The sequence below is a fragment of the Pseudomonas macauensis genome (genome assembly GCF_047902425.1).
Taxonomy (GTDB): domain Bacteria; phylum Pseudomonadota; class Gammaproteobacteria; order Pseudomonadales; family Pseudomonadaceae; genus Pseudomonas.
Window position 1 is genome coordinate 985,824 of the sequence record NZ_CP138377.1, and the last position, 18,381, is coordinate 1,004,204.

Consider the following 18,381-nt stretch of genomic DNA (forward strand, 5'->3'; position numbering starts at 1 on the left):
CAGGATGAAACCATTGTATCAGCCGGCATGGTTAGCTCCCTCTCCCTTCAGGGAGAGGGCGGGGGAGAGGGTTGAGCCTTGCGCGGGATTTCCTTGTGCGGGCTCCGTCCGCGCTCACTGTTCGATCAATGCAGCTTCAACCGCGGCTCGGTACTACGCCCGATGCGATCCGCGATCATCAGCAGCGCGGTGCGGAACGGCCCGTACAGCGCCATCTGGTGCATGCGGTACAGCGACACGTAGAACATCCGCGCCAGCCAGCCTTCCAGCTTCACGCTGCCCATCAGGTTACCCATCAGGTTGCCCACCGCGCTGAAGCGCGACAGCGAGATCAACGAGCCGTAGTCGGTGTAGCGGTACTCCGGCAATGGCTTGCCTTCCAGACGTGCGATCAGCCCCTTGGCCAACAGCGAAGCCTGCTGGTGCGCCGCCTGGGCGCGCGGTGGTACGGTGCGTTCGCTGCCATCGCCCATCGGGCAGGCGGCGCAATCGCCGAAGGCGAAGATGTTGTCATCGCGGGTCGTCTGCAGCGTAGGGCGAACCACCAGCTGGTTGATGCGATTGGTCTCCAGGCCGTCGATCTCCTTGAGCAGGCTCGGCGCGCGGATGCCTGCCGCCCAGACCTTCAGGCTCGCCGGAATGAACTCGCCCACCGCAGTGCGCAGGCCTTCGGCCGTCACTTCCTGCACCGCCGAGCCGGTGAGCACGCGCACGCCGAGCTTTTCCAGCGTCTGGTGCACCGGGCGGCTGATCCGTTCGGGCAGCGCCGGCAGCACGCGCGGACCGGCCTCAATCAGGGTGATGCGCATGTTCTGCGGCTGGATGCCGGTCAGACCGTAGGCCGCCAGTTCCTGCGCGGCGTGGTGCAGCTCGGCGGACAGCTCGACCCCGGTGGCGCCGGCGCCAACGATGGCGACGCTGATCTGGTCGTCCTTGTCCTGCCCGGCGTGGGCGCGCAGGTAGTGGGTCAGCAGCAGCTTGTGGAAGCGCTCGGCCTGCTCGCGGGTATCCAGGAAGATGCAGTGATCCGCGGCGCCCGCGGTACCGAAGTCATTGGTGGTGCTGCCGATGGCCAGGACCAGGCTGTCGTACTCCAGGCTGCGCGCCGGCACCAACTCCGCGCCTTGCTCATCGAGCGTGGCGGCGAGCTGGATGCGCTTGCCGGCACGGTCCAGGCCGGTGAGACGGCCGAGCTGGAATTCGAAGTGGTTCCATTTCGCCTGGGCGACATAGTTCAGCTCATCCTCCGAGGAGTTGAGCGAGCCGGCGGCGACTTCGTGCAGCAGGGGTTTCCAGATATGGGTGAGGTTGGCGTCGACGAGCGTAATGCGCGCCTTGCCCTTTTTACCCAGGGTGCGGCCGAGACGGGTCGCGAGCTCCAGCCCGCCGGCGCCGCCGCCGACGATCACGATACGATGGGACATGTTGCATTCTCATAGCTTAGGGAATCCTGTATCGGCCCGTGGCGGCACGGCGCTCACGCAAGGTAGGCCAGGAGGCGGCTCAGCAAACCCAGGGCGATGACCACTGCAAGCAAGGCCCCCATCATCAGCCAGGGCTTGAAGGGTGCGCGCTGGACCTGGTGGACGGGGGAGCTGAGGTACTGATCGACCTTCTGCTGGTCTTCGGGGCTCAAGCGACTGGGCATGGGCGGCCTCCGTTTGTAATGCCGAGCATTCTAGTAGGGCTCGGGCGGCCCCTCAATGCACAAAGGGGCGAGCGGGTGTGCCTCAAAGGCCCACGCCCATGTCGAACAGCACGGTGCGGCCGAGGCTGCCGCGCAGAAAATCCGGTGCGTCGGTATGGGCGAACAGCACGCGGGCGAAGGTGGGGCCGACGATCGACAGCGAACGCCAGCCCTGGCGCAGGTATTCCGTGGGCGGCGGAAAAGGGGTGTTGAAGTCCGCCGTCTCACGCTTGAGGCTGACGAAGGCGAGCAGGTCCAGATCGCGCAGATCGATGCCACGTTCGCTGTAGTTGTGCGCTTTCTTACGCAGGGTCGGCGCCAGGCGGGCCTGCAGGTCCGCGCAGGGAATCCGCCGTGGGCGCTGCTCGCGGCGGATCAACTGGTTGATGCTCTGCGCCATGCGCCGGCGCAGCAGCTCCTCGCGCCATTCCTCGTTGAGCCGGCGGCCCTGGTCGAGCACGAAGAACACCTCGAAGCTGGCATCGCGAAACAGCACGTCCGGCGGCTGCTGTGTCGGCGCGATGAAGTCTTCCTGGCGATAGGGAACCTTCAGGGCTTGCAGCAGGCGCTGGCAGGCCCAGCACTCCCGCTCCCACTTGCGGCCGTTGGAGAGGAAGTCGTTGGCTTGTTCCGCCTGGCGGGTCAGCAGGCGCAGGTAGTCGGACTCATTCATGCCTTCAGCATAGTTGCTGTGTATCGCAGAGGCGTTGCTGAATCGATGGGGCGGCGGGATGGACGCCCGGTGTAGACTGTCGCGAGCCATGACACCGAGGTCGCGATGCTGCTTCGCTCCGCCGTTCCCGACGATCACGCCACCCTGCGCGCCCTGTGGGAGCGCACGCCGGGCATCCAGTTGCGCCGCGACGATGACTACGAGCCCTTTGCCGCCTACCTGCGGCGCAACCCCGGCTTGAGCCTGGTGCTGGAGGAGGGCGGCCAGGTGATCGGCAGCCTGCTGGCCGGCCACGACGGACGCCGGGGCTATCTGCAGCATCTGGTGGTGGACGAGGCCTTTCGCGGACGCGGGCTGGCGCGGGCACTGCTCGATGAGTCGCTGGCCCGTCTGGCACGCGAAGGGATCGGCAAGTCCCACGTCTTCGTGCTCAGGGATGCGCCCGAGGCCCTTGCCTTCTGGGAGGCCCAGGCGGGCTGGGGGCGGCGCGAGGATCTACAGGTTTTCTCCGTGGGAGGTTGAGTGTGAAACGACTGCTGAGTGGACTGCTGTTCCTGTTGTTGTCGGGCACCGTGCTGGCGCAGGACGCGGGACCAGCGAGCGGCTGGACCCTGCTGGACCAGTTCGACAAGCCCTACACGGCCAGCTCCGAACTGCGGGTGGTACTGATCGCCCGTGACATGACCGGCAGCAAGCTGGTCAAGTCCGCTCTCGAAGGCCGCCCCGCCGACTATCTCGAAGCCCGGCATGCGGTGTTCGTCGCCGACATCAGCCGTATGCCCGGGCCGATCTCGTCGATGTTCGCCGTACCCGCCATGCGCAACTACAGCTACCGCGTGCTGCTCGATCGCGACGCGCGCATCGCCAACCGCTTTGCCGCCCAGCCAGAAGGAGTGACCTGGTTGAGGGTGGAGCAGGGCAGGGTGGTCGGCACTCGCCGCTTCGATAATGCCGAGGCGCTGCGCCAGGCCTTGGAGCGTGGCACGCCGTGATTGCCGCACAACTGCTGTCTCAAGAAACCCTGGAGCTGGGCTGGGCTATCTACCTGCCCGTCCTGACCTGGGCCGCCTGGCGCGCGCCCTGGCTGGAGCTGATCAGCGACTTCCGCCGCCAGCACCTGGTGTTCGGCACCATGCTCGGGCTGTTCCTGCTGTGGCTGGTGCGCCGGGACTTCGCCTCCGGGGTGTCCTTCCACTTCATCGGCATGACCGCCGTGACCCTGCTGCTGGACTGGCCCCTGGCGATCATCGTCGGGCTGGTGGCGCAGATCGGCCTGTGCGTGATCGATCGGCAGGACTGGGCCGCCATCGGCATCAACGGCATCCTGCTGGTGCTGATCCCGGTGCTGATCACCGAGCTTGCAGCCATCTTCGTCGAGCGCCGGCAGCCGCGGAACCTGTTCGTCTACATCTTCTGCTCGGGGTTCTTCCCCGCCGCGCTGGCAGCCCTGTGCAGCCTGATGCTCGGCCTGGGGTTGCTGTGGATGGATGGCCTGTTCCCCATGCCGCCGTGGATCGAGGACTTCATCGGCTACCTCTGGCTGATCATGTTCCCGGAAGCCTTCATCAACGGCACCATCGTCACCGGGCTGGTGGTCTTCTATCCGGACTGGCTGGAGACCTTCAATCGCACGCGCTACCTGCAGGCGCCCTGGAAGGATGACGATGAGTCGCGCTGATGTTCGGCCATCGACGAGGGGCATCGCCGCCGTCGGTTGATCCAGGTCAGTTCGGAAACGTCCTGCGATCGGGGAAGCTTGGCCCCCATTCGCGAGGAGGTGGCCGATGAGCATTCATAGCTGGGCAGAGCAGCGACTTCAGGAACTGCTGATCGAGGCGGAGGCGGCGGGGCAGGACCCGCAACGGGTAGTGCGTGCGCTGCTCAGTGCGGTGGTGCGGGCTAACGCGCAGGTTCGAACCGAAGAGGACCTGGGGCACGAACTGCATTTCCTTGCTGACAATCTGGACGAGGAGAGGGACTACGCCTTCATGCGTCCCTGAACGAAAAAGCCCGCAGATGCGGGCTTTTTGCTTTCCTTGTAGGAGCGAGCTTGCTCGCGAACGCTTTTCCGGTGGCTTCGGCGCTCGGGCGGTTCGCGAGCAAGCTCGCTCCTACAAGATCAAAAACTGGCAATTCATATTGTGCTGGGCGCGGAAACGAAAAGGCCCGCTGATGCGGGCCTTTTCATGGGGGCTCAATGTCCGCGCGGCTTTTCCAGCTCGCCGGAGAACAGCTCGTCTTCCAGGTTGTCGCCCGGAATGGCGTGCTCCTCGGCAGCCCAGGCGCCGAGGTCGATCAGCTTGCAGCGGTGCGAGCAGAAGGGGCGGAACTCGCTCTTCGTGCTCCAATCCACGGGGGCACCGCAGGTTGGGCATTCCACGGTCATAGGTTGGCTCATGGTTGTCCTCCACGCAGGCCGAGATAGAACTGATGCAGGCGCTCGACCTGCTGGTGCAGGTGCGCGAGGTCGCCGTCGTTGAGCAGCACGTCGTGCGCGTGCTTGAGTCGGTCTTCGCGCACGGCCTGAGCCTTGAGGATCGCGCGGACCTGTTCTTCGGACACCTTGTCCCGACGCATGGTGCGTTCCAGTTGCAGGTGTTCCGGGGTGTCCACCACCAGCACGCGTTGGGTCATGCGGTGCTGCCCGGACTCCACCAAGAGCGGCGAGACCAGGATGGCGTAGGGTGATTCGGCGCGCGCCAGGTTCGCGGCGATTTCCTCGCCGATCAGCGGGTGCAGCAATTGCTCCAGCCAGCGCCGCTCTTCCTCCGACGTGAAAATACGTTCGCGCAGGGCGGCGCGATTGAGCTGGCCGTCCGGCAGCAGCACCGCATCACCGAAGCGGTCGACGATCTTGGCCAGGGCAGGGCGGCCGGGTTCGACCACCCAGCGCGCGGCATGATCGGCGTCCACCATGTGTACGCCCAGCGTGGCAAAGTGCTCGGCGGCGGCGCTCTTGCCGCTGCCGATACCGCCGGTCAGGCCCAGAATCCAGGGTTTCATGGCTCTCCTTCTTGCCGGCCCAGCGACCGTCAGAACGCGCCGAACGGACTCGGCGCGAGGGAAGGCTAGTGGAAACCGGCGAACTGCAGATAGGTCGCGGTTATTTGATCACCCCAGAGCAGCGCAATCCAGCCGGCAATGGCCAGATAGGGGCCGAAGGGGATCGGCGTACTGGTTTCGGCCTTGCGCAGGCGCAAGGTAATGATGCCCAGCACCGCGCCCACCAGAGACGACAGCAGGATGGTCAGCGGCAGCACCTGCCAGCCGCCCCAGGCGCCGAGCATCGCCAGCAGCTTGAAGTCGCCGTAGCCCATGCCTTCCTTGCCGGTGAGCAGCTTGAACAGCCAATACACCGACCACAGGCTCAGGTAGCCGAACACCGCACCCCAGAGTGCGTCGCCCAGATTGGTGAACAGCCCGAAGTAATTGACGATCAGCCCCAGCCAGAGCAGCGGCAGCACCAGCGCATCCGGCAGCAACTGATGATCGACATCAATCATGCTCATCGCCAGCAGGCCCCAGCCGAGCAGCAGCATGGCGCCGGCCTGCCAACCGAAGCCGTAGTGCCAGGCGATGAAGGCCGAGAGCGCGCCGCAAGCCAGCTCGATCAGCGGGTAACGCTTGCTGATGGGCGTCTTGCAGGACGAGCACTTGCCGCCCAGCGCCAGGAAGCTCACCACGGGAATGTTCTCCCAGGCCTTGATCTCGTGGCCGCAGTGCGGGCACTGGGAGTTCGGGAGAATCAGGTTGTAGGTGGGCTGCGGCTCGCCTTCCGGCAGGTCCAGCGCCAGGCGGGCTTCACGCTGCCAGTCATGCTCCATCATCCGTGGCAGGCGGTGAATGACCACGTTGAGGAAGCTGCCGACCAACAAGCCGAGCACGAGCACACATAAAACAAAGGCCAGCGGGGTGCTGGCCAGGAAGTTGAGGACTGGCATGTGGCTTATACGACGTTGCCCAGTTGGAAGATCGGCAGGTACATGGCGACGATCAGGCCGCCGACCAAAGTGCCGAGAACGGCCATAATCAATGGCTCCATCAGCGTGGTCAGGTTATCGACGGCGTTGTCGACCTCTTCCTCGTAATAGCTGGCGACCTTGTCGAGCATGGAGTCCAGCGAGCCGGACTCTTCGCCGATAGCGGCCATCTGGATGGCCATGCTAGGGAAAACTCCAGTGGTGCGCATGGAGAAGTTCAGTTGAGTACCGGAAGAGACGTCCTGTTTGATCCGGTTGACCGCATTACGAAATACCACGTTGCCAGTGGCGCCGGACACCGAGTCCAGCGCTTCCACCAGCGGAACGCCGGCGGCGAAAGTGGTGGAGAGCGTACGGGCATAACGGGCGACGGAGGACTTGTAGAGAATATCGCCAACGACGGGGATCTTGAGCACCGTGCGATCAACACTGTCCCGGAACTTCTCCGAGCGCCGGTGGAACTCTCTAAATGCAAAGGCGATGACGAAGAGGGCGATTAAAAAAATGAACCACCAATTCTGCAGCGCTTCCGAAATGGAAATGACAAAGCGGGTAAACGCTGGGAGTTCCGCTCCGAAGTTGGCGAATACCTGCTGGAACTGAGGCACTACCTTGATCAGCAGAATGGCCGAAACGACGATGGCGACGATGATGACCGCGATGGGGTAGGTCATGGCCTTCTTGATCTTGGCCTTGAGCGATTCGGTCTTCTCCTTGTAGGTCGCCACGCGGTCGAGCAGCGTTTCCAGTGCACCGGCCTGTTCGCCTGCGTCCACCAGGTTGCAGTAAAGGTCGTCGAAATACAGGGGCTTCTTGCGCAGGGAGTTGGCCAGGCTGTTACCGGCGGCAACCTCCTGTTTCACTTCGTCCACCAGTTTGCGCATGTTGGGGTTGTCGAAACCCTCGCCAATGATGTCGAAGGACTGCAGCAGCGGCACGCCGGAACCCATCATGGTCGCCATCTGCCGGGTGAACAGGGCGATATCGATCGGTTTGATCTTCTTGCCCTTGCCCAGCAGGGAAATGCCCTTCTTGCGCACCTTGAGGGGGTTGATGCCCTGCTTGCGCAACTGGGCCTTGACCAGCGCCATGCTGGTCCCGGAGAGCTCCCCCTTGATCTTCCCGCCCTTGCGATCAGTGCCTTCCCAGGTAAAGACACTGGTCTTCAATGTTTTTTCCGCCATGGATTAATCCTTGGTCACGCGGTTGATTTCCTCGAGGCTGGTAATACCCTGCATGGCTTTGAGCAGGCCCGAGGTGCGCAGATCGTTGAAGCCTTCTTTGCGGGCTTGTTCGGCGATCTGAATGGAATTGCCTTCTTCCATGATAATCCGCTGTAGCGCAGGCGTGATTTTAACCACTTCATAAATACCCACACGCCCCTTATAACCGTTCTTGCAGTTTTCACAGCCGACCGGTGCATAGAGCTTGAACGAGCCAACCCGATCCTCCGGGAAGCCTTCGTGGAGCAGGGTTTCGCGTGGTACGTCGTGTTCTTTCTTGCAGGACGGGCAGAGTTTGCGTGCCAGGCGCTGGGCAATGATCAGGTTAGTCGAGGTGGCGAGGTTGAACGAGGCAACCCCCATGTTCAGCAGTCGGGTCAGGGTTTCCGCAGCGCTGTTGGTGTGCAGGGTGGACATCACCATGTGCCCGGTCTGCGCGGCCTTGATGGCGATTTCCGCGGTTTCCAGGTCGCGGATCTCCCCCACCATGATCACGTCGGGATCCTGGCGCAGGAAGGCGCGCAGGGCCTGGGCGAAGTCCAGACCTGTTTTCGGGTTGACGTTGACCTGGTTGACGCCTTCCAGGTTGATCTCCACCGGGTCTTCCGCGGTGGAGATGTTGATGTCGGGGGTGTTGAGGATGTTCAGGCCGGTATAGAGGGATACCGTCTTGCCCGAACCGGTGGGGCCGGTCACCAGGATCATGCCTTGCGGTTGTTTCAGCGCATTGAGATACAGCTGCTTCTGCTCTTCCTCGTAGCCCAGGGCGTCGATGCCCATCTGCGCGCTGGCCGAGTCGAGGATACGCATCACGATCTTTTCGCCCCAGAGCGTGGGCAGGGTGTTGACGCGGAAGTCGATGGACTTGGTCTTGGACACACGCATCTTGATGCGGCCGTCCTGGGGTTTGCGGCGCTCGGAGATGTCCAGGCCGGCCATTACCTTGAGTCGCGCAGAGATACGGCTGACCAACTGGACCGGCGGCTTGGCCACTTCCTGAAGTATACCGTCGGTACGGAAGCGAACCCGGTAGACCTTTTCATAGGGCTCGAAGTGCAGATCGGACGAGCCGCCCTTGATGGCATCAAGCAACATCTTGTTGACGAAACGCACCACTGGGGCATCGTCGGCGTCGCCGCCGATGGCTTCTTCCTTGCGTTCGGCGTTGCTGTTCTCGATATCCAGGCCTTCCAGGTCGACATCGCCTAGATCATCCAGCCCGCCGGTCGGGCTCTCGAAGAACTTCTCGATGGCGTCGCCAAGCCTGTCATCTTCGACCAGGATGGCTTCGGTAGTCAGGCCAGTGCTGAACTGGATGTCGGTGATCGCCTGGTGGTTGGTTGGGTCCGACAGGCCGACGAAAAGCTTGTTGCCTCGGCGCCATAGGGGCAGGACGCGGTGCTGGCGTACAAGCTTCTCGCTGACCAGCTCCTTGGGGAGGCTCTCCTTATCCAGGCTGCCCAAGTCGCAAAAAGCGACGCCGAACTGCTCGGCGGCCAGTTCCATCAGCGGGCGGCTTTTTACCAGCTTGTTCTGTACCAGGTAGGTCACCAGCGACAGCTTGTTGCGCTGGGCCTGCTGCTGGGCCTGCTGGGCGCTTTTTTCGTCGAGAAGTTGGGATTGCACCAACTGTCGGGCAAGACCGGACAGGACGACTTGATCGTTCATGGGCTGCGTTCGGAAAGGGAGGAGGTCGTTGCCTTATAACGCAGATGCTGCAAGGTGCCAAATTCGGCAGTCGCTATTGTCAAAAAATGTCACTTCTTGCGTAAATTCGCGCGATCAAATTCGAAAATGCGCTTGAAGGGTAAGGAAACTGCTTACAAAGCCATTGGCATGCTTTCTGCTTCAGGAGGAAATAGGTCCTCCGACCTCTAATACAATTCTGGAGAGAATAATGAAAGCTCAAAAAGGCTTTACCCTGATCGAACTGATGATCGTGGTCGCCATCATCGGTATCCTGGCCGCCATCGCGCTGCCGGCCTACCAGGACTACATGGGGCGCTCGCAGATGTCCGAAGCCATGACTCTGGCTAGCGGCGGCAAGTCCTCCATTTCCGAGTTCTATTCCAACAACGGTCACTTCCCCCTGAACAACGGGTCCGCTGGTCTGGCGGCTAGTACCGACATCACCGGCAAGTACGTGGCCAGTGTTGCTGCGGCAAGCGGTGTGATCACCGCTACCATGAAGTCCACCGGTGTAGTCGCCGGCCTCGAGAGCAAGACTCTGACTCTGAGCCCGATCACCCACGCCGGTTCGATCGAGTGGAAGTGCAAGCCCGGCTCTTCTGCTGCCGATGCCAAGTTCTACCCGACCAACTGCCGCTAATCTACGGCTGGTCGCTTCAAAAACTGCCCGCATCTGCGGGCAGTTTTCTATGGTGTAACGTAGTTTCCTGATGACCAGAACAACAATCCTTCCGATCGCCTGTCTTGCCCTGCTGATGTGTCTAGCCGGCTTTGTCTATATGCCAGGCCTGCATGGGGGATTTCTGTTCGATGATTATCCCAACCTGGAAGAACTGGGTAGTTATGGTGGTGTGGTCAATTGGGAGACGCTCAGGGCTTTCGTCTTCAATGGAAGTTCCGGCCCGGCAGGGCGCCCTGTTTCACTGCTGAGTTTTCTGCTCAACGACAATACCTGGCCGAGCCAGGCGGCTTATTTCAAACCGACCAATCTGCTGATTCATATCGCCTGCGGCCTTTCACTGTTCTGGGCGACACTGCTGCTTCTGCGTTTCTACACGATCGATGAGCGCAAGGCGCTCTGGATGGCGCTGCTATCCACCGCGCTCTGGGTGCTGCATCCCTATTTCGTTTCCACAACGCTGTATATCGTGCAGCGCATGGCCCAGTTGGCGGCGTTCTTTTCGCTGCTGGGTATCATCGGTTACCTGAAGGGGCGCCTGCTGCTTAACGAGCGCCCCTTCGCCAGTTATGTCCTCATGTCGTCTTCCGTTGGTCTGGGGACGTTGCTCGCGACCTTCAGCAAGGAAAATGGCGTCCTGTTGCCGCTGTTGCTGCTGGTCATCGAGTTCTGCCGCCCAGTTAAGGGCACGAGACCGGTCTGGCAATGGTCGCTCCTCTTCATCTGGTTACCGTCGCTGGCGGTGGTGGCGGCGCTCATCTACTACATCGACTGGACAAACTCAGCCTGGGTGACCCGTCCCTTCAACCAGTCCGAGCGCCTGCTCAGTGAAGGGCGCATCCTGTGGGAGTATCTGTCCTCGCTGTACGTGCCGCAGATCGAGGGGCGCGGCCTATTTCAGGACGGCTATCCGAAGTCGACGGGGTGGCTCAGTCCAATCACCACGCTACCTGCCCTTCTTGGACTATTGGCCCTGTTGCTCGGCGCAGTCCTGGTCCGCAGGCGCTTTCCGCTGTTTTCGGTGGCCGTACTATTCTTCCTGGCGGGGCATCTGGTCGAGTCGAGCGTGATCGGCCTAGAGCTGTATTTCGAACACCGCAACTATCTGTCGGCGCTATTTCTGTTTCTGCCGCTGGCGGCGGCCCTGGTCTGGCTCTCGGATCGCATCAGCCTGAGCGTTGTGGTGCTCATCGCCGGTATCCTCATTGCGTTTCTGGCGATGCTGACCTGGCAGCGTTCGACGCTCTGGTCCGACTCGAAGCGCCTTGAGCTCTACTGGGCTCAATCCACGCCCGACTCGCCGCGCGCACAGAACAGCCTGGCGGCCTACCTGATCGAACAGGGGCGTGCCGATGAGGCAAACCACCTCATCGAGCAGGCGGCACGGCGCTTGCCCGACAGTTCACTGCTCACCATCCGATTGCTTGTGCAGAAGGTCTATGTTTCCACAGCCACAGCCGAGGATTTCCGCGTAACCGGAGACCGGTTGGCGACACAGCCATTCGATGCCCAGGCGGTGATGGGGCTACGTACGCTCAATGACTTTGTGATTGCGCTGAAGGGTAAGCCGGAGTATCGACAGTGGATGCAGGGGCTTCTGGCCAAGGCCCAGGCGAATCAGCACTACAAGAATGTCCCGCTGTTCATTCGCATCATTCCCTACCTGAACGCCCAACTGTACGTGGCGATGGGGGAGCCGGGCCATGCACTGACCGACTATCTCAAGGCCATGGACCTGTACTCGGAAACCGATGCAGCGTTGTCGATGGTGGCGGAAATGGCAGCGGCCGGCTATCCAAGGCAGGCACTGCAGCTTCTGGATCGCGCGGAAGCGATCTACCGGCTGCAGCCGGTCAGGACGCTGAGGCGCTCGGTAGTGGTGTACGATTCGGAAATCCACAGACTTAGGACTGTGCTAATGGAAAGCACGTCCCATTCGACGGCCCAACAGCCTTCGGGGGATCTTTCCCAGCCAGGCTCCGAGGCTGGAGCGATCAAGGTAGCCAAATGAAGCTCAGTGTTGTTCTTCCTGCAAAAAACGAGGCCGCTGCGGTTGGTTCCACTGTCAGCGAGATCTTCTCCCTGCATCCGGAGGCGGAGGTTATCGTGGTGAACGATGGCTCCAGCGATGATACTGCCGCCGTTGCCGAGGCTGCTGGCGCGCGGGTCGTGACTCACCCGTATTCCAAGGGCAATGGAGCCGCGATCAAATCGGGCGCCCGTGCGGCCAGGGGGGACGTCATCGTCTTCATGGACGCCGACGGCCAGCATGATCCGCAGGATATTCAGGTGCTGTTGGCCGAGCTGAATAAGGGCTACGATTTGGTGGTTGGCGCTCGCCAGAGAGGGTCGCAGGCCAGCGTCGGCAGAGGCCTTGCCAACGGCTTCTACAATCGCTTGGCGAGCTACATGACAGGGCATCCGGTAGAGGATCTCACATCGGGATTTCGTGCTGTGCGTGCCGCGAAGTTCCGGGAGTTCCTCTACCTGTTGCCCAATGGTTTCTCCTATCCCACCACCAGCACCATGGCTTTCTTCCGGGCCGGCTATTCCGTCGCGTATGTGCCCATCCACGCCGCCAAGCGCATTGGCAAGAGCCACATCAAGCCCCTGAAGGATGGCCTGCGTTTCCTGCTGATCATCTTCAAAATTGGTACGTTGTATTCGCCGTTGAAGCTCTTTGCACCGATCGCCATGCTGGCCATCGCCGCGGCGTCAGCCTGGTACAGCTACACCTATTTCAGCTTCGGCCGTTTCACCAACATGAGCGCCTTGCTCTACACGGCGGGAGTGATGGTGTTCCTGATGGGGCTTATTTCCGAGCAGATTACCGCTCTGATGTACAAGGATACGGCGGAATAGCCTGGCGGGGTTTACCCGCTAGCGCTCCAGGCGCTGCTGAAGAAACTTCGAGAGTTCCTGTGCTCGTTGCTCCCAGAAAACCGGGGGCAGTGGGGGCTCCGTAGCTTGGTCGAGCAGCCTGAGTATCTTGTCTGCCAGGCTTTTTTCGCTTTCGGCGGTGAACAGGTGCTGTGGGTGTCTGGCCAGCAAATGTGACATTTCACCGACGTCTGCAGCCAGGAGTCGCGTATTGCACGCGAGAATCTCGTTCAACTTCTGCGGGTAGCAATAGGTGCCGAAGGCCGATGGGCGATTGCAGATGAGCGAAACGTCCATCGCGTTGTAGAAGTTTGGTACTTCATGGGGGGGCAATACGCCGAGGTAGTGAACGCCGTCCTGGCTTGAGGCTTTCAGGCTGGCGTCCATCGGTCCGGCCAGAACGATCTCCAGGCTGGGCAATTGCTCGCGCAGCAAGGGGTGTGCTTTCAGGATAACCTCGGTTCCTCGGCCCCGCCCGAGTGCACCGGCAGTACCGACAAGGATGCTGTCCCTGGGCAGCCCCAGTGCAGACCTTGCCATGTCCTTGTCGAGGCGAAAGAACTGCTGGCCGTTAGTGGCGTTACCGAGGTTCAGAATCCTGTCGGCGGGGATTTCATAGCTGACTTTCAGGCGGTGGGAGAGCTGCTCGCTGATGGCAGTGATGCCCGTGGCTCGTCGGCATGCGCGCTTGAAGAGAGGCAAGGTGCCGGGAATGCGAGAAAGCAGGAAGCTCTCGTAGTTATCGTAAAGGTCGATGACGAAGGGAACCTTCAGCTCGCTACAGACACGGCTACAAGCAATGCCATGCCACATGTCCGAGCTGGCCCAAACGACGTCTGGTCGGAAACGTGCGATTTCCTGGCGAACGCGCTTCAGGTGTTCAAGCATGCCCCGGCCTAGGGGTGTCCCGTTGAAGGATTGCCAGGATACTTGCCCGTCCTGAAAGCGACCCTCGGAGCGCTTGCGGTAGCTCATGGTCAGTCCGGAAACCTCGTGCCCTAGACGCGCGAGATGCTCGGGTATCTCGTATAGGCGCCCGTAGTGATCGTCCAGCAGGTCTTGGCCCGTGTACTGCCGTTTGCTCAGTACGAGAATTCTCATCGCTTGCCTTCGCCCTGCAGAACGTTCAGATAGGCTTGTCCCGCGCGACTGACGGAGAAGTGCTCTGCGCGAGCTATCAGCTCTGCCGCGGGCACGTGAAACTCGCCATAGAGGGTTTTCATCAGGGCGAGGCTCAAGGCCGCAGGGGAGTTGGTTGGGATCAACTGACCGTAGCGGCCGTTTTCCAGGATCTCTGCCGGGCCGCTCGGGCAGTCGGTGGAGATCACCTGGATGCCGCTTGCCATGGCTTCGACCAGCACGTTACCAAAGCCCTCATAGTCCGATGCAAGCACCAGAACAGTGGATCGCTTGAGCAGAGGCAGAATGTTGTCGCAGTAGCCAAGAAAGAGCACATCATCGCTCAGCCCCAGGCGGCAGGCCTGTTGCTTGAGTGAGGGCATCAGGGAGCCGTCTCCCAACACCAGTAGTCTGGCGTCGCTCTGGCGCCTTATCTCTGCGAAGGCATCCAGCACGATGTCCAGTCGTTTGACGGGCTCGAGCCTCCCGGCGAAAACGATGATGGGCAGGTCGTTGCTGGCCCAGGGGAAATTCGCAGGCAGGGGCGCCAATACCCGCTCCTCGGTCGCGTCATCGATGATCGGGTTATGGACGACGGAGATTCTGTGCAGGGGAATTGCCGTTTGTTGCGAGAGGTCCTGTGCAACGCCGTGCGAGACTGCAACGATTGCATTGGCCCTGGCGTACAAAAAGCGCATGGCCAGCCTGACGGCGGAGAGCTTCAGGCGGCGCATGCCATGAGCCTCGGCGATTTCCGGGGAGATGGTGAGGTGCTGCGTGATAATGACTGACGTTCTGCGGAAGAACAGTAACTTGAGCGCCACGGTCAGGCAGGAAATGTCATTGGCGCAGGTGATGATGTGGGTTGGGCGGTGTTGCTTCAGGGCCCTGAAGACGGATGCAACAAACTGGAGCAGCGAACTGCCCCGGAGTTCGAAGGTTTTGATAGGGGCGGCGGCCATGCTCTGCGGAGAGCGCTCGAGGCGCCTGGCAACCAATGTCGCATCAATGCCGTGTCGGGTCAGATAGTCGATGAGGCGCGCTTGGACTTGTTCGAGGCCGCCGTTTCTGAAATTGCCCATCAGCACCCAGACTTTCATCTCAGGTTTCTGCTTGAGAGTGAATGCAGAGCACGTTCTGATAATCGCGCAGAGAGTCTTGATCGATGTGTTCCAGCACCCCGTTGGCTCCAATGCGCTGGAATCCGTACCCTATACCAGACAGGAATCTCAGTATCTCGGATTGCTCGTACCCCGCATTGGCTGCAGTTTCAGACTGGATTTCAATAATGATCATGGGTCTATATTGGTTGAGTACCGTCGTGGCGCCTTTGAGGCACGCCAGTTCGGCTCCTTCGATATCAATCTTGATGATATCCAGCCGCTCGACAGGATGTTCTTCGATATAGCGATCCAGGGTCGTGAGAGAGATCGTCTGCGAGGGGCGGGCTCCCGCTTGGATAGGGTAGAGCGTACCGAGTCCACGATTGAGTTCGTTACTTTGGCAATCGCCGGCTGACTCATAGATATGGGCTTCCCCCATCTGGTCAGAGATCCCGAGACGCACGGCGGTTGCCCAGGGGAGGGCATTCTTTACGATATTTTCTTCCAACTGGTCAGCAATGCTCTTCATAGGCTCGAATGCTATGACTCGACCGGCGGAAGTCGTTCGATTGGCCGCCACCAGTGTGATTTCTCCGATGTTGGCACCAATGTCGATAATCACCATTCCCGGCGTTATTAGACGGTTGAGCAGGGCGACGATTTCCCGATTGTAGTAACCGATCCAGAAGATCCTTCGTTGCATATGCTCGGAAAGATCCAGGCGCATGTGCAGATTGCCATCGAAGTCGTTGATGTTGGCCTGGCCCCTGGCATGTCTGAACAAACTGCGCATGAGTCGTGGCAATAGCATGGAGTTTCTTCCAACCGGAAATCGTTGGGCGAGGCTCCTGATGTGAGATAAGAAGGAGGGATTCATCAGAAAACGATCCTGTCAGAGTTTGGGGGCGGGCCAAGCAGCGCGGCGTAGCGCGAACAATGCCAGCAGGCTTGCCACTGCCAGAAACACCTCGACCGAAATGCAGGCGTAGGCGGCGCCTGCGATACCGTAACGTGGCAATAGAATGAGCATCAGAACTCCCATCAGCGGGATGGCGGTGAACTCCACCATTGCCTTGATCTTCTTTTGACGACGTCCCAGCAAGGTATTGCCAATGGCTACTCTGACTCCATAAAACGGAATGATCAGAGCCAGCACCTGGATTGTGGCAACGGCGGGCGTGTAATTTTCGCCAAGCAGTAACGGGATGACTGCAGCTGCTTCCCAGACAAGCACTCCCGCTACAACTCCATATATGGCGATAACCGTCAACAGCACGCCCAACAATCGCGGGTGCTTCGCGGGTTCGGCGCCTTGTGCGAATAGTCGCGGCATGGCAGCCGTAACCAGGGCATCGATGGGCTGCGTCGCCAGAGTTACGAAGCGGTAGGCGAGGCTGTAGATACCCGCCAATTCAGCTCCGCCGAATTTCAGTGTGAATGTCTTGTCCAGGGACGTCAGAGCGTTGCTGCCGGACCAACTGAAAGTGAAGCCAATCCCGTCAATCCACTGCCTCGGCTCTATGCTGGGCTGGATAATCTCTGGCCTCAGGCGCTTGTGGATAAGGGTCAGGGCGAAGAGGGCAGAGAGGAAAGTAGCTGCGGCATGGAACCAGACATATTGCTCGACACTGTGAGTGGGGGCGACATAAAAGAACGCGGCATTCCCTCCCAATCGAAATAATGCCGTCATTGCCGGGAGCATCGTGGCCCACCCCAATCGCTCATGGGCGGAGAAGGCAAAGGCCGATGTGGTGATCATCGGAAACAGTAGAGTTTCGGAGATACCAATTGCCAATAGTGTGGTGGTGCTGGTGATTGGTGCGAGAAGCTTGCCGATCCCCAGAAATAGCAGAGAGATGGCCAGCCCGGTGGCAAAGGCAGCCAGAAGCGTGTTAGTCCAATATTGGCTGAACGCTTCGGGCTTGTGGACTGTGCCCTGGTACATGACGAATCCCAAACCCAGTCCGGTGAAGGCTCCGAGGGTAATTGCCAGGCTGGCTAGGCCGCTGTAAGTGCCGTATCCATCTGGCCCGAGCAGGCGAGCTGTCACGATCATCCAGGCTGCCAGCAGACCGATCCTGACAACCTGCCAGAACAGCGTGATCAATGCAGAGTGTGCAAGCCGTCCGGGGTGGTAGCCGCTCTTCCTGGTCTTCACGGCGCTTGATTCACATCCGCAACGAAGGCTGTGCTTGAGCCGGGAATCAGCACATCGCGAATCTTTGTGCCAAACCTCTCCCAGGAAAACTTCTGCCCATGCTCACGGCAGCCTGTGCGCAACGCGCCAGGTTTTTCCAGCACTTGCACTATCCGACTTGCCAGTTCGGTGTAGTCATGGGGGGGCACCAGGTATCCCGATACTCCGTCAGCCACCGCGTCGACGATTCCTCCGGTGGCGAACGCGACGGTGGGTAGTGCGTTGACTGCAGCCTCAATCGCGACCATGCCGAAGCCTTCCGTATCTCCCGGAATGCTGCGTACCGGGAAGACATGGACGTCGGCCGCCTGATAGGCGGTGCAGAGTTCATCAAGGTCGGTGATCGCACCGATGAAGCGCACCGCATCACCGATGCCGGCGTGTTGCGCCGCTTCGAGGATGCTCTCGCGTGTCTGGGCATGGGCGTGAGCGTGCAAGGCGTCCTTCGGAGCGTCGCCGACGATCACCAGCACGGTGTCAGGACGTTGGGCCACCACCTTGGGTAGGCCCTGTTGTACGAATTCCAGCAGGCCCTTGCGGGATGTCAGGCGGCCAACGGAAAGCAACACAGGGCGCTCGGCCAGGCCGTGTTTGGCACGGAACGCCGCCAGAACCTCTGGCGGCCGTTGTGGGATGGGGGTTTTCGCGCCTGGGTAGACCAGCGCCAAGCGTTCCTCCTTGACGCCGGCCTCAAGCGCGAAGTTCCACGTCGAATGGCTGTTGCAGATGACTGCGTCCATGCCGCGAATGGCCGGTAACCAGAGCGCCCGGTACAGCGGGTGGCGGGTAGTGATGTCCAGTCCATGGATATAGACCACGGCGCGGGCACCGCACAGGCGGGCGGCAAGCAGGGCGATGGGAGCTGTCAGACCGCTTCCAGCCAGCACCGCATGGGGGCGCCAGCGTCGGGCGGTCTGTACGGCAGCCAGCATGGCCTGGATCAGGAAGCGCCAGGTGGGGCGCAGCGGGACAGGTTGGAATGTGACGCCGGCAGGAGCCAGGCTCGCGGCATCGTCTGGTCCAATCACCTGAACATCATTAGCGCGGCGCAGTTCGTCGATCAGGTGCCAGTTGAGACGTTCCATCCCGCCCAGCAGCGGAGGAAGGTTTCGGGTGATCAGCAGGATCCGTGACATTGGCGTTCAGATGCC

At 60.8% G+C, this 18,381-nt stretch carries 20 protein-coding genes; 7 read left to right on the forward strand and 13 right to left on the reverse strand.

All coding sequences use genetic code 11. The features are described from left to right. Nucleotides 1–125: 125 nt before the first annotated feature. The 3 genes from SD196_RS04650 to SD196_RS04660 form a co-directional block, all read right to left on the reverse strand. Complete coding sequence (locus tag SD196_RS04650; RefSeq protein ID WP_343574957.1) at nt 126–1,424, reverse strand: NAD(P)/FAD-dependent oxidoreductase; 1,299 nt, start codon at nt 1,422–1,424, stop codon at nt 126–128. 53 nt (nt 1,425–1,477) lie between these two features. Beyond that, nucleotides 1,478–1,648, reverse strand: a complete 171-nt coding sequence (locus SD196_RS04655; RefSeq protein WP_017516731.1) for a DUF3094 domain-containing protein — start codon at nt 1,646–1,648, stop codon at nt 1,478–1,480. 82 nt (nt 1,649–1,730) lie between these two features. Next, nucleotides 1,731–2,360: a DUF1780 domain-containing protein gene (locus tag SD196_RS04660; protein WP_343574954.1), complete on the reverse strand. Its 630-nt coding sequence runs from the start codon at nt 2,358–2,360 to the stop codon at nt 1,731–1,733. Between the two features lie 105 nt (nt 2,361–2,465). Between SD196_RS04660 and SD196_RS04665 the strand changes: the two genes are divergently transcribed. The 4 genes from SD196_RS04665 (at nt 2,466) to SD196_RS04680 (ending at nt 4,360) form a co-directional block, all read left to right on the forward strand. Next, complete coding sequence (locus SD196_RS04665) at nt 2,466–2,882, forward strand: GNAT family N-acetyltransferase (RefSeq protein WP_343574953.1); 417 nt, start codon at nt 2,466–2,468, stop codon at nt 2,880–2,882. 2 nt (nt 2,883–2,884) lie between these two features. Further along, entirely contained in the window at nt 2,885–3,352 is a 468-nt protein-coding gene (locus SD196_RS04670) for an FAD/FMN-containing dehydrogenase (RefSeq protein WP_343574950.1), read from the forward strand. Beyond that, on the forward strand, nt 3,349–4,038 hold the full coding sequence (locus SD196_RS04675; RefSeq protein ID WP_416311098.1) for an energy-coupling factor ABC transporter permease: 690 nt from the start codon (nt 3,349–3,351) through the stop codon (nt 4,036–4,038). The genes SD196_RS04670 and SD196_RS04675 overlap by 4 nt, the downstream gene beginning before the upstream one ends. Nucleotides 4,039–4,144: 106 nt before the next feature. Continuing rightward, nucleotides 4,145–4,360 (forward strand): hypothetical protein, encoded by a 216-nt coding sequence (locus SD196_RS04680; protein ID WP_343574945.1) that lies wholly within the window; start codon nt 4,145–4,147, stop codon nt 4,358–4,360. A gap of 194 nt (nt 4,361–4,554) precedes the next feature. On the opposite strand, the gene yacG is transcribed toward SD196_RS04680, so the two are convergent. The 5 genes from yacG to pilB form a co-directional block, all read right to left on the reverse strand. Continuing rightward, on the reverse strand, nt 4,555–4,758 hold the full coding sequence (gene yacG, locus SD196_RS04685) for a DNA gyrase inhibitor YacG (protein WP_343574942.1): 204 nt from the start codon (nt 4,756–4,758) through the stop codon (nt 4,555–4,557). Continuing rightward, nucleotides 4,755–5,363, reverse strand: coding sequence for a dephospho-CoA kinase (coaE, locus tag SD196_RS04690; protein WP_343574939.1), 609 nt, complete (start codon nt 5,361–5,363; stop codon nt 4,755–4,757). The genes yacG and coaE overlap by 4 nt, the downstream gene beginning before the upstream one ends. 65 nt (nt 5,364–5,428) lie before the next feature. Then, nucleotides 5,429–6,301 (reverse strand): A24 family peptidase, encoded by an 873-nt coding sequence (locus tag SD196_RS04695; protein WP_343574936.1) that lies wholly within the window; start codon nt 6,299–6,301, stop codon nt 5,429–5,431. A gap of 5 nt (nt 6,302–6,306) precedes the next feature. Beyond that, on the reverse strand, nt 6,307–7,524 hold the full coding sequence (locus SD196_RS04700; RefSeq protein WP_343574933.1) for a type II secretion system F family protein: 1,218 nt from the start codon (nt 7,522–7,524) through the stop codon (nt 6,307–6,309). A gap of 3 nt (nt 7,525–7,527) precedes the next feature. Further along, nucleotides 7,528–9,231: a type IV-A pilus assembly ATPase PilB gene (gene pilB / locus SD196_RS04705; protein ID WP_343574931.1), complete on the reverse strand. Its 1,704-nt coding sequence runs from the start codon at nt 9,229–9,231 to the stop codon at nt 7,528–7,530. 229 nt (nt 9,232–9,460) lie between these two features. Between pilB and SD196_RS04710 the strand changes: the two genes are divergently transcribed. The 3 genes from SD196_RS04710 (at nt 9,461) to SD196_RS04720 (ending at nt 12,793) form a co-directional block, all read left to right on the forward strand. Next, nucleotides 9,461–9,892, forward strand: coding sequence for a pilin (locus SD196_RS04710; RefSeq protein WP_343574929.1), 432 nt, complete (start codon nt 9,461–9,463; stop codon nt 9,890–9,892). Between the two features lie 70 nt (nt 9,893–9,962). Beyond that, nucleotides 9,963–11,942, forward strand: coding sequence for a tetratricopeptide repeat protein (locus SD196_RS04715; RefSeq protein ID WP_343574926.1), 1,980 nt, complete (start codon nt 9,963–9,965; stop codon nt 11,940–11,942). Then, nucleotides 11,939–12,793, forward strand: coding sequence for a glycosyltransferase family 2 protein (locus tag SD196_RS04720; RefSeq protein WP_343574924.1), 855 nt, complete (start codon nt 11,939–11,941; stop codon nt 12,791–12,793). Before SD196_RS04715 ends, SD196_RS04720 begins: the two co-directional genes overlap by 4 nt. Nucleotides 12,794–12,811: 18 nt before the next feature. Here SD196_RS04720 and SD196_RS04725 read toward each other — a convergent pair whose 3' ends face one another. The 5 genes from SD196_RS04725 to SD196_RS04745 form a co-directional block, all read right to left on the reverse strand. Further along, the gene (locus tag SD196_RS04725) at nt 12,812–13,786 is read right to left on the reverse strand and encodes a glycosyltransferase family 4 protein (RefSeq protein WP_416311099.1); all 975 of its coding nucleotides are present in this window, start codon (nt 13,784–13,786) and stop codon (nt 12,812–12,814) included. A 122-nt stretch (nt 13,787–13,908) separates the two neighbouring features. Next, nucleotides 13,909–15,030, reverse strand: coding sequence for a glycosyltransferase (locus SD196_RS04730; protein ID WP_343574920.1), 1,122 nt, complete (start codon nt 15,028–15,030; stop codon nt 13,909–13,911). Between the two features lies 1 nt (nt 15,031). Then, nucleotides 15,032–15,910: an FkbM family methyltransferase gene (locus SD196_RS04735; protein WP_416311100.1), complete on the reverse strand. Its 879-nt coding sequence runs from the start codon at nt 15,908–15,910 to the stop codon at nt 15,032–15,034. Nucleotides 15,911–15,925: 15 nt separating this feature from the next. Next, nucleotides 15,926–17,191, reverse strand: coding sequence for an oligosaccharide flippase family protein (locus tag SD196_RS04740; RefSeq protein ID WP_343574916.1), 1,266 nt, complete (start codon nt 17,189–17,191; stop codon nt 15,926–15,928). Further along, complete coding sequence (locus SD196_RS04745) at nt 17,188–18,366, reverse strand: glycosyltransferase family 4 protein (RefSeq protein WP_343574914.1); 1,179 nt, start codon at nt 18,364–18,366, stop codon at nt 17,188–17,190. Before SD196_RS04745 ends, SD196_RS04740 begins: the two co-directional genes overlap by 4 nt. Between the last annotated feature and the right edge of the window lie 15 nt (nt 18,367–18,381).